Annotated in this window: 11 protein-coding genes and 2 tRNA genes; 4 read left to right on the top strand and 9 right to left on the bottom strand. The window is 55.3% G+C overall.

Features of this window, described 5'->3' with window-relative positions; all coding sequences use genetic code 11:
* Positions 1-16: 16 nt before the first annotated feature.
* The 9 genes from J4E00_RS09175 to J4E00_RS09130 form a co-directional block, all read right to left on the bottom strand.
* Positions 17-2056, bottom strand: a complete 2040-nt coding sequence (locus tag J4E00_RS09175) for a T9SS type A sorting domain-containing protein (RefSeq protein ID WP_208174837.1) — start codon at positions 2054-2056, stop codon at positions 17-19.
* Positions 2057-2817: 761 nt separating this feature from the next.
* Positions 2818-5169 (bottom strand): polyphosphate kinase 1, encoded by a 2352-nt coding sequence (gene ppk1 / locus J4E00_RS09165; RefSeq protein ID WP_236049641.1) that lies wholly within the window; start codon positions 5167-5169, stop codon positions 2818-2820.
* A gap of 152 nt (positions 5170-5321) precedes the next feature.
* Complete coding sequence (locus tag J4E00_RS29475; protein ID WP_317196604.1) at positions 5322-5519, bottom strand: Rid family hydrolase; 198 nt, start codon at positions 5517-5519, stop codon at positions 5322-5324.
* Between the two features lie 150 nt (positions 5520-5669).
* Positions 5670-7664, bottom strand: coding sequence for a DNA topoisomerase (ATP-hydrolyzing) subunit B (gene gyrB, locus J4E00_RS09155; protein WP_208174835.1), 1995 nt, complete (start codon positions 7662-7664; stop codon positions 5670-5672).
* 237 nt (positions 7665-7901) lie between these two features.
* Positions 7902-9389 carry a T9SS type A sorting domain-containing protein gene (locus J4E00_RS09150; RefSeq protein ID WP_208174834.1) on the bottom strand — a complete coding sequence of 496 codons (1488 nt, stop codon included), beginning with the start codon at positions 9387-9389 and terminating at the stop codon, positions 7902-7904.
* A 297-nt stretch (positions 9390-9686) separates the two neighbouring features.
* A tRNA-Arg gene (locus J4E00_RS09145) sits at positions 9687-9760 on the bottom strand.
* A gap of 19 nt (positions 9761-9779) precedes the next feature.
* Positions 9780-9853: transfer RNA gene (locus J4E00_RS09140), tRNA-Pro, on the bottom strand.
* Positions 9854-10084: 231 nt separating this feature from the next.
* A complete protein-coding gene (locus J4E00_RS09135; RefSeq protein ID WP_208174833.1) occupies positions 10085-11383 on the bottom strand; it encodes a tyrosine-type recombinase/integrase in 1299 nt (432 codons plus the stop codon).
* Between the two features lie 2 nt (positions 11384-11385).
* Positions 11386-12195: an XRE family transcriptional regulator gene (locus tag J4E00_RS09130; RefSeq protein ID WP_208174832.1), complete on the bottom strand. Its 810-nt coding sequence runs from the start codon at positions 12193-12195 to the stop codon at positions 11386-11388.
* A 66-nt stretch (positions 12196-12261) separates the two neighbouring features.
* Between J4E00_RS09130 and J4E00_RS09125 the strand changes: the two genes are divergently transcribed.
* From J4E00_RS09125 to J4E00_RS09110, 4 genes are read left to right on the top strand one after another with little or no spacing between them, the layout of a single operon-like run.
* Positions 12262-12477 carry a hypothetical protein gene (locus J4E00_RS09125; RefSeq protein ID WP_208174831.1) on the top strand — a complete coding sequence of 72 codons (216 nt, stop codon included), beginning with the start codon at positions 12262-12264 and terminating at the stop codon, positions 12475-12477.
* Positions 12478-12479: 2 nt separating this feature from the next.
* Positions 12480-12812: a hypothetical protein gene (locus J4E00_RS09120; RefSeq protein ID WP_208174830.1), complete on the top strand. Its 333-nt coding sequence runs from the start codon at positions 12480-12482 to the stop codon at positions 12810-12812.
* 54 nt (positions 12813-12866) lie between these two features.
* Positions 12867-13304 (top strand): hypothetical protein, encoded by a 438-nt coding sequence (locus J4E00_RS09115; protein ID WP_208174829.1) that lies wholly within the window; start codon positions 12867-12869, stop codon positions 13302-13304.
* Positions 13305-13306: 2 nt separating this feature from the next.
* Entirely contained in the window at positions 13307-13540 is a 234-nt protein-coding gene (locus J4E00_RS09110; RefSeq protein ID WP_208174828.1) for a hypothetical protein, read from the top strand.
* The last annotated feature ends 19 nt before the right edge of the window (positions 13541-13559 follow it).

Raw genomic sequence — 13559 nt, 5'->3', positions numbered from 1 at the left:
TGGGCCAGTCTTTTCATTATTCAATAGTAAGCTTACTGGTGCGGACGCCTTGGCTAGTACTCAGCCGCACTGTATAAAGGCCGGCGGGGCGGTGGCCCAGTTCCAGCGTAAGCTCCTGCGGACCGGCGGCTAGGCTTTGCGTCGGGCGGTCCAGCACGCGGCGGCCTACGGCATCCAGCACTTCCACACGTACATTCTCGGAACGTGCCAACGTCACGAAAAGAGTGGTCCGGCCAGCCGTTGGGTTTGGTGCCAGGGCGAAGACCGGGCCGGTTTGGGCCGTGCGGGTGGCCAGTGGATTACGCAGGGTTAGGTAGCCGCCCTGGTACACCTCTTTCGTCACCAAATCCTGCACAAAAACCACGACGCGCAACGAATCGAAATGCTCCACTGCTTGCGTGCTGGGCAGCGTAGTGACATCGAAAGACTGCGTCAGGGCATAAGCCTGGCCCGAAGCCAGGGCCGGCAATACCGTACCGTTTTGGTTGGGCAGCATTTTCTTCATCACGTCAAAAAAGCGGGTTTCGCCATTGGTACGCGCATTGAGCTGGGTTTCGCGCTCCGTCACGACCATGTGTGCTACCAAGCGGCCTGCTGGAATGGGAAACAGCGGCTTCACCGAGGCCGTGGCCGCTACCACGTTGTTGCGTAGCGTGTAGCTACCGCCCACGCGAACCATAGCGGGCCGGGCCCGGAACTGGTCGAGAATGCTGATGGTATAGCTCTGCGAGTTCTCGTTCCAGCCTCCATCAAGCAGCATATAAGGAATATACGAGCCGCTGTAGTAGCCAAAGCGGGCCCCGCTTTCGGCAGTGTAGTAGGGGTCGTTGCCGGGAGCCGGGAAGTTTTGCTGGTATTTAATTTCCACAAACTTCGGCTGCTGCGCCGGCGTGTTGAGGGCCCGGGTATTAGCATTGCCCAAGCGACAAGGACCGCAGGTGCTGCTGGTGAAGTCTTCTTCTACCACCGTGCGCTGCATTGTAGAGTCGGCCACTACTACGGTTGCCCGTAGTGTGTCGTTCGTGAAATTCTGGTCGATGCCGCCGTTAATATTAGAAAACCAGGCCCGTACCCGGTGCACCCCGCCTGTGGTGGGCACCCAGGCCGTGGGATGAACGAATGCTGCCGTATCAAGGTAGGCCACATTCAAGCCCGTCATTGGGGCCGAAACAACTGGCCCGTTATTAATCCGGTAGTTAGCCGTAACGTTCGTCACTGTCTGGGTTCCGAGGTTCTGAAATGCACCTTGGATGGTCACGTTCGATTGTTTTGCTGCCGTGTGGGGCAAGCGGATGGCGCGGCCCGAGATGTCGCGCACGGCCTGAGTACCGGGCCCAAACTCGTAGTAGCCGTTGTCGGCAGGCGTCAGGTCGGCCAGGTTGGGGACCGTTACGGCTGGCGAACCAGGTGCCTGAACCGCCTGCGTAGCCGATAATTGGATGCCCACCGTCAGGGTCTGCGGCTCGGTATTCGAGCGCTGCCACACGGTATACACCTTATTCGTGCTTTCTTCAAACACGATGCACAGGTAGATGACCCCATTGGCGTAAGCCACGTTGGTGCTGCCTCCCGGAATGCTTATCGAATTGAACTGTACCCAGTGCTGGCGGTTGGGAGCCGTACCAAAGGTCTTGGTTACGATGTAGTCATAGTTATTGGTCATCAGCGTGCCCCACACACACACCGAGTTATCGGGAATCGCTGCATCGGGCAAGGCCCGGTTTTGGGTGCTGGGCACCGCCGTAGCGCCGGTGCTGAAGGTCAGCACGCCGCTGCTTGATACCTTATAGCTGTTGAACGTCTGCCCGTTCATCTGAAAACCAAAGGGCATCGTCTGCACTGCCGTCCACTCAGGGGTACTCTGGGTGTTATTTGAGCCGGTCAGAATTAGATTCCATGGCGCCAACGACACATCGTGGCGGGTTTCATCGTCGGTATTTAGTGCACCCGGGTTCTGGCCGGCCTGCAGGTTTGGCAAAACGTAGTACTGGGCAGCCGCCGGACGGCTGACCAATGCTCCCAATGCGCAAATTGTGGCGAGGAGAGTTTTTTTCATGGATTAGCTGAAGAGAAAGGAATATTTAGAAGAAAGTATGAGGAAATTGGCAAAAATTGTGACCTGACGGTCGCATCTCTCGGGGTGAATTTGTCTTCGTGGCGCCTTAAAGTTAAGATATATAGCCTCATCCCACGTTACCAGGCAGCTAATTTGCCGTTTCCCACGTATTTTTGTTTCAGGCACTTTATTCGTTCACCCCCTTCACCACCTTACATAGCATGAACAAATTCTTACTCTCTGCCGCGCTGCTGCTCGGCGCGGCCACTGCCAGCCAGGCCGGCCGTCTGCAAGGCGTTACCATGAGCGGTGCTCCGGCCGTCACCATCAGAGGTGGCTTTTCTCAGTCCCTGCCCTTGCAGGCCGATGTTATTATTACCAACAACTCTGGCCGCAGCCTGCGGCTGGGCCTGCAGCGTCAAGTTCGGACCGAAGTACCCGGCTCCGAGAACAACTTCTGCTTTGGCGTAAACTGCTACCCGCCCACCACGACTACAGCCCCTGCTCAAATCACCCTGACCAATGGCAGCACGGATAACAGCATGGTGCTCGACTATACGCCCAACAACATGCCGGGCATCACCATCATCCGCTATGCCCTCTATGAGCAAGGCACGCAGGATTCCACCTACATTACGGTTACTTTCGACGCCTCCCAGCGTGCCCTGGCAACCACGGCCAGCAAAGCACCCGAATCGGTGCTCAGCCAGCCGTGGCCCAATCCAGCTGCTGCTGGTATTATCAGCGAGCTAACCTACACGCTACCGGCTAATAGCCGCGGCGCTCACCTCGTTCTCGTCTCGATGGCCGATGGCCGCCGTGTCCGCGATATCCTCCTCCCCGTCACCCTCGCCGAAGGCCTCGTCCGTTTCCGCACCGATGGCCTCGCAGCTGGCATCTACAGCTGCCTGCTCCTCAGCGGCGCTGACGGCCGCGGCGAGCTCCTCGCGGCGCGCCGTTTGCAAGTTCAATAAGGTCAACAACCCTTCAGGCGTGGCGCTGGTCAATTGGGACTCGTCACGCTTGAAGAAGTCCTTATGCACGTTCACTACCGGCTCGCCAGTGGCGGGCCGTTGTCGTATATAGGCCCCGTCCTCGCGCATCACATAGCTATTCTGGTTGTCCATCATATTCATCATCAGAATATTAATAGCTTCGCGCTTGAGCTGCGGATTCACAATCAGAAACAGTGCCTCGATGCGCCGGTCAAACGAGCGGACCATGATGTCGGCTGAACCGGCATATAGTTTGGCATCGCCTCCGTTGTGAAAATAAAATAGGCGCGTGTGCTCCAAGTACTCGCCCACAATGCTGCGCACCTCAATGTTCTCGCTCAAGCCGGGCCGCCCGGGTCGCAGACAGCAAATGCCGCGCACGATGAACCGAATGGGTACCCCAGCCTTGGCCGCCCGATAAAACTCGTCAATCAGCTCCTTGTCCTCCAGCGAGTTCATCTTCATCACGATGCCGCTGGGCAGCCCCTTTTTCGCATGCTTCACCTCTTCCCGCACCAAGTGGATGAGTTGCTGGCGCATGTCCTTCGGCGCGGTGATGAGGTATTCATAGTCGTCGGGCTGTGAGTGTCCGGTAATTACGTTGAAGAATTCTGACACGTCGTGACCATACACATCGTTGGTCGTCAGCAGGCTAACGTCAGTATAGAGGCGCGAGGTCTGCTCATTGTAGTTGCCCGAACCTATGTGCACATAGCGCGTCACCTTTTCCCCTTCCTTACGGATAATCATGAGCAGTTTGGTGTGCGTCTTGTACTTGCTCACCCCGTAAATCACAAAGCAGCCGGCTTTTTCCAGCCTTGCTCCTTCGCGAATGTTCTTTTCCTCATCAAATCGGGCCTTCACCTCGAACAGCACTGAAACGTGTTTGCCATTCTCCGCTGCCTTTAGCAACGCCGCCGAAACCCGGGAATCATCGGCCAGGCGATAAATCGTCTGCTTAATACCGAGAACGTGCGGGTCCACGGCTGCCTGCTCCAGCAGCCGCACCATGGGCTCGATACTGTTGTATGGGTGGTGCAGTAAAACGTCGTGGTGCTTGAGGTATTCAAATAGGTTCTCGTCGGCGCCCTCGGGCAAGCTGAGCGGCTGCACCGAAGCAGGTGTTTTGGCTGCCCGGCCTCGAAAATTGGGATGTCGCACAATCTGCCACAGCCCTTTCAGGTCTATCATCGAGTTGATAACAAACACGTTACCGTTATCAATATTCCAACGCTCACGCAGTACTTCCATCAGCACCGGCGAAGCATTAGGCTCCACTTCTACCCGCACTACGCGGCCGCGCTTACGTGTTTTCAGGCCCACCTGAATTTCCTTGATAAAGTCATTGTCAATATCGTCGGATTCTTCCAATGTGAAATCCCCGTTCCGGGTAATGCGGAACAAGTTGGCCGATACGATTTCGACATTTCGGAACAGGCGCGGCAAAAATTCCCGTACCACTTCCTCAATGGGTACAAACATCACTTTATCCTTACGCGTCAGCTCAAAAAAGCGCGTCAGGTTCTGGGGAATCTGCACGAAGGTGAGGCGTTCCTGCCCTTTTTCCGGTTCGCCATCGAGCCCCATGTTGCTGCCACCAGTGCGCGTTACCACACCGAAGATGAGCATCTGATTCATCATCAGCGGGAAGCCGTGGTACGAGTCGTACACCATTGGCGTAAGCAGCGGAAACACGGTGTTCTTGAAATAGCCGTCAGCTTTTTTCACTTCCAACTCCGTGAGGTCGGCCATCTTGAGGATGTTGAAGCCGTTTTTTTCGAAGTTAGGCTTCAGCTCATTCAAAAAGGTAAGGCTCTGGTCGTTGATGAACCGGTGCGCAAAATCGAGCAGCTTGCGGCGAAACGGCAACTCACGCAGCCCAGAGTAGTCAATCCGCTCCTTGCCGTAGTCAAGGTAATTATACAGCGAACCGACCCGAATCATGAAAAACTCGTCGAGGTTGGAGCTGGTAATGGCCAGAAACTTAAGTCGGTCGAACAGGCTACGGGTACTGTCCTGGGCCTGGTCGAGCACCCGGTAGTTGAATCGCATCCAGCTCAAATCGCGGCTGATGTACTTGCTTTTACGGATAAGGTCGGCGGATTTAAAGAGCTTCATAGTAGCGAGGAAATGACAGGGCAAAATACGTGAATCCAGCCCTTGGAATAATGCTTTACGCAGAAATAATGGCTGTGGCTTCAATCTCAACCAATAGCCGTGGGTCAATCAGCGCTTTAACTTTCAACATAGAAGCCGCCGGTCGTATTTCGCTAAAAAACTCGCCGTACCTCCCCAACGGCCTCCCACTGCGATATGTCGGTGACGAAGATGCGCGTACGCACTACATCAGCAAACGGAGCCTCAGCGGCATGCAACGCCTCTCCTATTTTCTCCAGCGCCCGCTTGGTTTGGGTATAAATATCAGCGCCGGTTACGGTGTCGCCATCTTGGGCAGTAGTGCCAGCCACTTCCACCGCATTGCCCACCCGTACGGCACGATAATACCCTACTATCGGCTTCTAGGGAGCACCAGATGAAATAAGTTGACGCATGATTTCAATAATAACGTGTAAAAGAAAAGGCCCGCTTTGCAGCGGGCCTTTCTAAATAATTGGGACTTAAACGTCTAGCTTAGCGTACTTGGCGTTTCGTTCGATGAAGTCGCGGCGTGGAGCTACTTCATCGCCCATCAGCATCGAGAACAAATGGTCGGCTTCAGCAGCCGATTCTACGGTTACTCGTTTCAGCGTGCGGGTAGCAGGTTGCATCGTGGTAGTCCAGAGCTGCTCGGCATTCATTTCGCCCAGTCCTTTGTAGCGCTGCACGTTCACCGTTTCCGGCTTGCCTCGGCCAAGGTCTTCCTGTGCCTGAGCGCGCTCCTCTTCGGTCCAGCAGTACCGCTCCTCTTTGCCTCGCTTCACAAGGTAGAGCGGCGGCAGGGCAATGTAGATATAGCCCCGGTCCACCAACTCACGCATGTAACGGAAGAAGAAGGTCAAAATCAGCGTGCGGATGTGTGAGCCGTCAATATCGGCGTCAGTCATGATGATGACCTTGTGGTAGCGCAGCTTGTCGAAGTTCAGCGGGCCGGTTTCGGTGCCTTCTTCATCAGTAGTGAAAGCCAGTGATTTGCGCTCGTTGAAGCTCACGCCCAACGCCGTAATCATGTTCCGGATTTCTTCGTTTTCCAGAATGCGATGCTCCTGGGCCTTCTCCACGTTCAGAATTTTGCCCCGTAGCGGCATAATCGCCTGAAATGCCCGGTTACGCCCCTGTTTGGCCGTGCCACCAGCCGAGTCACCTTCGACAAGGTACAACTCACAGATTTCGGGGTCCGACTCTGAGCAGTCGGCCAGCTTGCCCGGCAGGCTGTTGCTCGATAGCACGCCCTTGCGCTGCACCATATCCTTGGCCTTACGGGCGGCGATGCGGGCCTTGGCAGCCAGAATTACTTTCTCCATAATGCGGTTGGCCTGGTTGGGGTTTTCATCCAGATACTGCGTCAGGATTTCGCCCACCACCGAGTTCACCGCGCCGCTCACTTCAGAGTTGCCCAGCTTGGTTTTGGTCTGGCCTTCAAACTGTGGCTCGGCCACTTTCACCGAGATAACGGCTGTGAGACCCTCACGGAAGTCATCACCGGTGATTTCCACCTTGGCTTTTTCAAACAGCTTATTCTTATCACCGTAGTTTTTCAGCACACGGGTCACCGCAGAGCGGAAACCGCCTACGTGCGTACCACCTTCGATGGTGTTGATGTTGTTGACATAGGAATAGACATTTTCCTGGTACGAAGTATTGTATTGCAACGCCACTTCTACCGGCGTCCCGCCCTTCTCACTTTCCACATAAATGGGCTCTGCGAGCAAGGAAGGACGCTGCTCACCATCGAGGTACTGCACGAAGTCGCGCAGGCCACCCGTGGAGTAAAACTCTTCGCCCCGAAACTCGCCATTCTCCACCTTTTCACGGCGGTCGGTGAGGGTGATGCGGATGCCTTTGTTCAGATACGAAAGGTCACGCAGGCGTGAAGCCACCGTATCGTAGCGATACTCTGTTTCGGAGAAGATACTGGCATCGGGCAGGAACTGTACTTCAGTACCATGCTCGTCGGTGTCACCGATTTCCTTCACATCGTACTGCGGGAAGCCAATCTTATATTCCTGCTCATAAATGTGGCCTTTGCGGCGCACGGTTACTTTCAGGTCGGTGCTGAGCGCATTCACGCAGCTCACGCCCACGCCGTGCAGGCCGCCGGATACTTTGTAGGAGCCCTTGTCAAACTTGCCACCAGCGTGCAGCACAGTCAGCACCACTTCCAAGGCCGACTTGCCTTCCTTGGCGTGCCAGTCTACTGGAATGCCACGCCCGTTGTCGCGGACGGTAATGGAGTTATTTTCGTTGATGGTGACATTAATCAGGTCGCAGTGCCCGGCAAGGGCTTCGTCAATCGAGTTATCGACCACTTCCCACACCAAATGGTGGAGGCCTTTCAGGCCCGTGTCGCCGATGTACATGCTGGGCCGCTTGCGCACGGCCTCCAATCCTTCGAGTACTTGAATGCTGTCAGCGGTATAGTCCGGCTGCGGAATTTTTGCGGTTGTTTCGCTCATGAGGGCGGGATTAAATCAGGTCATAAAACAGCCCAACGGGCTGCTAGGTACTGAACACTCAAAAGTACATATTTAATCCCATTTTGAGTAGTTTTTGCGGCTTATATCCCAGGAATTTTTCATTTCTCAATACCCTCTTCCTGAACCAAAAACCACTTCAGACACAGGAGAAAAAGCGCATAAAAAAAGGGCCTTTCTCGCAGGAGAAGGGCCCTTTTTTTATGCGCTTAGGAAGCCTTAGTCAATTACCACTTTCTGGGTGGCAATGCCAGCATCCGTGCGTACCTGCAAGGTGTACACACCAGTTTTCTCACCGCTCAGGTCGAGGCTGATGGTGCGTGAGCCGATGGCTGAGGCCGTCAGTGTTTGGCCAGCAACTTGACGACCGAGGGCATCAACTACTGTGAGTTTAGCACCGGCTTTCAAGTCCGAGCCCAGGTCCACTTTGAACACACCCGAAGTGCTGGGGTTAGGGTACACGTTGAGTGAGCTTTGCAGCCCTGCATCACGGGTAGCCAATGCAGTTCTGGAGTACTTGTAAACCCCACCTGCGCCGCTCGGGTCTGTATATAGACCACCGTGGCCAACCACCGTATTAGGCGAAGCCGTAGGAATGAGGTCCATGCAGAAGAAGTAGCCAGGAGTACTCAAAGAAGTACCTGAAACAGTGATGTTGGTCCAGTTAATGCCATCAGTGCTTGACGAGAAACCGAAATCCTCAGGAACCTGCGTAGAGGGTGCCACGGCATAACGAGGACCAGTGCTGTAGAAAGTATTACCAACAGCGTCGATTGAATTACGGAAGAAGCTGCCAGCAGCAGTGTTGTTTGGGGTAATAGCCGTCCAAGTCATACCACCATCAGTCGTCTTAGCTACGTTGAGGGCGGTGATAGCACTGTTCACAATTGTGAAGCCATAAGCAATGCCATCGAGGTTATTGTCTTTAAATGCCAATTGCGATACAGCACCTACAATGTTCGGGATCAGACCGGAAGCTACCCAAGTCAGGCCAAAATCAGTCGTCTTGAAAATTCGCACGGTATTGGTACCATTCGAGGAGGCCAGACCAGTCCACAATGTACCAGGAGCCGAGTTGGAAGCAAAGAAGGAACCTGCATTGCCGTACTCATCAGGAAGTGCAGCCGGCACGCCCGAAGTGAGACGGTTCCAGTTTTCGCCACCATCAGTGGTCCGTAGAATCTCAAATCCACCACCAGCAGTGGCAGGGTCACCAAGCGCTACCCCAGTAGTAGAGTTAAACATGTGTACCCAGTTGCAGAAAGTACCAGGCCCTGTAAAATGTGCGGCGGTGGTTTTTTTAAGCCAGTTCTGTCCACCGTTAATCGTTTTCAGGATTTCCCCGCCGTAATTAGTACCGCCTGTAAACGTCGAACCAGGATAAACAGCGGCAACAGCCGTAGAGGCCGAGATGCCGGAGATATTACCCACCGTAGCGTTACCAGTTACTGTAACGGTAGAAAAGTCATATTGGTCACCAGCACCAGTAGAATTGTTGGTAACAATGAAAGTATTCGGAATCGTGGCTGTCGCGGAACGCTCGGAGGTAACACCCCACATCAGAGTAGGCGACAAGGTGTGGACGTCCACTACATTGTACTGACCAAAGATATTGCTGTTAGCAGTATTTACCAGCGTCCAAGGACCCTGCGCCTGGGCTTGGCTAGCGAGGCCCAGCAAACCCAAGAAAAGTAGTGTTTTTTTCATGGCAATTATTAAGATGTTAGATGAAGTGGTGAAGAGGAAAATTTTGAACGGGTGGATGATTTGAAATCCTGCACTGGGGATTTTACCCAGGTGAAATTACTAATTGATGGCCCAATATAGGGCGAAAAGTGGGTTTTCACCTAATTCAACGGTTTTGAATGAGTTGTGGTTGCGTTAGATTACAACGTTTTAGGATAGTAATCAGCTGCTGATTTTCTGTTTTTTGAACAGGAAAAATCATTACGAAGGGTATAAAAAGCAAAAGTCCCTCCCCAAAATGGGGAAGGACTTTTGCTGTGGCCCCGTTTGGATTCGAACCAAAGACCGACTACTTAGAAGGTAGTTGCTCTATCCAGCTGAGCTACGGGGTCGAAAACGGGGAAACTAATGTCGGGGTGGCAGGATTCGAACCTACGACCTCCTGGTCCCAAACCAGGCGCGATACCGGGCTACGCTACACCCCGAAAAAAATAATGCTGAGCCCTGAAGGCAGCCTGCTGGTTGGAGCCCCAGCGGGCAGCTTTCGCAGCCCAACATTATAGTGGAGAGGGGGGAAACCGATTGTTTTCCCTCTTCAATATCTTTTACTGATGCAAAAGTAGGTCAGGCTTGTGCAAAGTACCAAATCGGCGCTTCAAGAAACTACATAAAGCGCCTGCCAAAACGCGCACACTCGCACACTCGCGCACACTTTTTTAGTCAGTGTGCGCGCGCAATTTGTCCCAGCCCGTGAGCAAGGTTTGCTCGGTGGCGTCGGCTTCGAGGTGCACGTATTCCATGGTGGATTTTAAATCCCCGTGCCCCATTAAGTCGCGCATGGTCAGCGGGTCAATCTTCATTTTGGCCAGCAGCGCCCCATAGGTGTGGCGGGCCGTGTGGGTGGCCGCGGCCTTCCATTTGGGCAATACTTCCTCGTGCTTCACGGTGCCTTTGTAGCGCACCCGAACGTGGGGCGCATCGATGCCGGCCAGCTGCAAAATTTCTTTTATCGCGGCCCCACTTCCCTGCTGATTTATCGTCGGCAGGGCCTTGTCGCCGGGCCAATCGGCGTAGCGGTCGAGGATGGTTTGCAATAATTCGAGTACTGGAATCTGCACGGCGGCCCGCGTCTTCTGCTGGTCGAGGCGAATTTGGTTGGTCACCTGGCCCTTTCGAATGTGCGGCCGCAGCAATTGGTTGGCATCGCTCCAGCGCAGGCCGCACAGGCACCGGGCCACGAATACGTCGCGCTGCCGCGCCAGCCCCGGCCGAGTCGCCGGCGGCTCCCAGGCCACGAGCTGCTCCAGCTCTTCGAAAGTGAGGTAGACCTTTTTGGCCTTGTGCTTCCATTTATTTTTCAGCCAGCGGGTATTAAGCCCCGCCTGCTGCAGCACCGAGCGCAGGGCGTTGATGTGCTGGTGGATGGTGTTATTATATAATGGGGAGTCGGTCACCAGGAAACCCGTGTAGCGCTTCACCCACTTATCATCCACCGAGGCGGGCGTGGCTTCTGGGTCGAATTTCTCCATCCAGTCAAAATACTGCTTGCCTTTGGCCAGGTAGGTGGCCGAAAACTCGGCCGCGTTTTCCTGCTGCCACGCGTGGTAGGCCTCGCGTAGCGGGCGGTGCTGCAGCTGCTCAGGCGTAAGCGGGCCGGCGGGCTTCTCGGGCTTGGCGCGGGGCACAGTCGCGGGCCGGCCGGTGTAGCTGGCCACTTGGTTCTTTAGGGCCACGGCCACGGCCTCGTTAGTTAGGCCGCCATCTTCGGCTAGCCGGCGCACGAGCTTGCGGGTGAAAAGGCGCAGGTCATCGAAGCGTTCGTTGTGGTTGCGGTAGCCATCGGTGCGCTTATCCAGGTGCGGGGCTTCCGCTGCCCACAGGTCAGGGTGGGCCACGACGCCCGTAGCCTGGCGCACCGGGCGCGGTTCGCCGATGCCCACCGAAAGGTAAACCGGGCGGCGGCCGTCACTAGCGGCCTTGCTGTGCAGGTAGAATCGAATTTTAGGCTCGGCCATGGCTACGGAATCAAGCGAAAAGGCACCACGCCATAAAATTCCCGCACCTCCCAAATCGAATGAATGTCTTTTCGGGCCACGGTAAACGAGCCGCCTTTGCCGCCGGTGGCATGTAGGGTTAGGCCCTCTGTGTTGAACAGGTCATTGCTATAAATGGCCTTCACGGTCACTGTATCGTCGTAGTCAACGACACACGCAGTATTGTGTAGATACTCCCATTTGCCTTCCGGTACGGGCCAGGCAATGACCTGCTGGCCATCGCGCAGATTGGGCTCCATGCTGTCGCCTTCGATGTCGAAAACCAACGCATCCTTATAGTCTTCGACGGTGCGACCAGGGGGCAGCCGAAATAGGACCTTATCAAATAGGTCACTATTCATGAATCGCTGCAATTGCGCATAGTTAAAGGATGCGCGTGCTCTGAAGCTGACCCTTCCCAGTTCAATAACTGGAATTTCCGAGAGCAGCCCCACCGCTTGGACATTATTCTGGTCGGGAGGATACGAAGAAATATTTTGAGGCAAGCTCGGAGGCGCTTCTGAAAGAAGCATTGGCCCATTGCCAGTCAGTAGCCACGAAGGGTTAATAGAAAGTTTAGTTGCTAAAGCTGACAAGAATTCTGCGCTTGGCGAGGTCGTTTTACCCCTCTCGATAAGGCCAATTGATGAGCCTGTACCCCCGACTATAGCCGCCAACTCTGCCTGAGAGAGTGAAAACTTGTCGCGTATGGCTAAAATTTTGTCGCTAAAACTCAATTCATTAGAGTTTTTTAGCGACTTTTCTTTCTGTTTACTGGCAACTTTATTTTCCATTGGAAAGTAATCTCGCTAAATTTGTCATCATCATTAACACACGCCGCAAGGTAACCACACTTTTTTATGGACACTCCTGTGAAAATGCGCCAACTGATGCCGCCTGGCTTCCTCGGCATCCTGGCCGACCGGACCCGGTGCACGTCGGTGCCTGACCTCTCGCAAATCGTGCTGCGGGAACGCACGACCTCCAAGTACTGGCCTGAGGTCGAAAAGCTAGCCCGGGAAACTAACCCCGCCGGCTTTGCCGATTGGCAGGCCGCTCACACTCTCGTCGCCTAGCCATGAGCACCGCCTTCACCATCCCGGCCGAGGTGCTCACGCCTCTTCTAGCGCCGCTGCTGGAACAGGCGGTAGCCGACTACCTGCGTCATCTGCCCGCGCCCGACCCGTGGCTGACCATTCCCGAAGCCGCTGCCTACGCCAAGCTCACGGAGCGCTACATGGCCCAGCTTGTGTATGGCAAGCCGTATCGCGCCGCCACCAATGGCAAGCCTGAACGGGCCGCTATTGCCCCCAAAATTCCCGCCGGTGACACTGGCTTTGCCCGTGGGGCCCGCGTCCGGCAGTCGGCCGTCGATGCCTACCTCACGCGCCACGCTTACCTGAATCGGTAGCGCCCCCTCCCCTGCTCTTTCTCAACACCTTCTCTCTCACAACCAAACACACTCATGTCTAATAAATTTCACAACCCCTTGACTATCAGCCTGCCAGACGCATTAGCCAAAGGCGTAAAGCATTCCATTGACACCCTGCGCGGCGGCGACCAGCTGCATGTAAAAGCGGCCATGCTGGGCTTTCCCAAAGGGGCCGTGCTGCCGATTGCCGGCACCTGCTGCACCGTCGATTTGGATGGCCGCGTGGTGAACGTGGTGGCCTACGTGCTGCCCGTAGCAGCCACGGCCCAAGTAGTGGCCTTCACCGAGCGCGACTACCGCCGCTTCCCTTGCGCCCTCTACCGGGAGATGTGGTTCGGTACCCCGCCGGTGTGCTTGGTGGAGGTCGATTTGACCGACTACGCCGACTGCCTGAAGCTGGAGCGTCAGCCCGAAGCCCTGGCCCGCCTGCTCTACCCCGAGGCTGAATTCTCCTACCTCAAAGCGGCCTAGCAGTGTACATCAACCGGACCCCCGCCCGCCCCTGCATGCGTGACATGGCCGACCTGACGGCACGGCTTCGGCCCGTCGCCGAAATCCTTAAAGCCGTGCCGATGAAGCAGGTACGCCGCCGCCTTCGGGAAATCGTGACCGAAGAGCCCCGCTTTGCCGAAGAGGCCCCGCTCGTGATTGCCCACGAGGAAAACCGCCGCCGCCGCCTTGCCAACCCGCTGTACATCAACCGATAACTTTTTCACCTCATTTCAC

The sequence above is a fragment of the Hymenobacter negativus genome (assembly GCF_017571495.1).
GTDB classification, from domain to species: Bacteria; Bacteroidota; Bacteroidia; order Cytophagales; family Hymenobacteraceae; genus Hymenobacter; species Hymenobacter negativus.
The sequence above is the reverse complement of the archived record's forward strand: the minus strand, read 5'-3'. Positions and strand labels throughout refer to the sequence as shown.

Coding starts and splice junctions, on each gene's coding strand:
- J4E00_RS09120 (WP_208174830.1), top strand. CDS start 12,480: ATGAGCACCGCCTTCACCATCCCGGCCGAGGTGCTCACGCCTCTTCTA.
- J4E00_RS09115 (WP_208174829.1), top strand. CDS start 12,867: ATGTCTAATAAATTTCACAACCCCTTGACTATCAGCCTGCCAGACGCA.
- J4E00_RS09125 (WP_208174831.1), top strand. CDS start 12,262: ATGGACACTCCTGTGAAAATGCGCCAACTGATGCCGCCTGGCTTCCTC.
- J4E00_RS09175 (WP_208174837.1), bottom strand. CDS start 2,056: ATGAAAAAAACTCTCCTCGCCACAATTTGCGCATTGGGAGCATTGGTC.
- J4E00_RS09150 (WP_208174834.1), bottom strand. CDS start 9,389: ATGAAAAAAACACTACTTTTCTTGGGTTTGCTGGGCCTCGCTAGCCAA.
- ppk1 (WP_236049641.1), bottom strand. CDS start 5,169: ATGAAGCTCTTTAAATCCGCCGACCTTATCCGTAAAAGCAAGTACATC.
- gyrB (WP_208174835.1), bottom strand. CDS start 7,664: ATGAGCGAAACAACCGCAAAAATTCCGCAGCCGGACTATACCGCTGAC.
- J4E00_RS09135 (WP_208174833.1), bottom strand. CDS start 11,383: ATGGCCGAGCCTAAAATTCGATTCTACCTGCACAGCAAGGCCGCTAGT.
- J4E00_RS09130 (WP_208174832.1), bottom strand. CDS start 12,195: ATGGAAAATAAAGTTGCCAGTAAACAGAAAGAAAAGTCGCTAAAAAAC.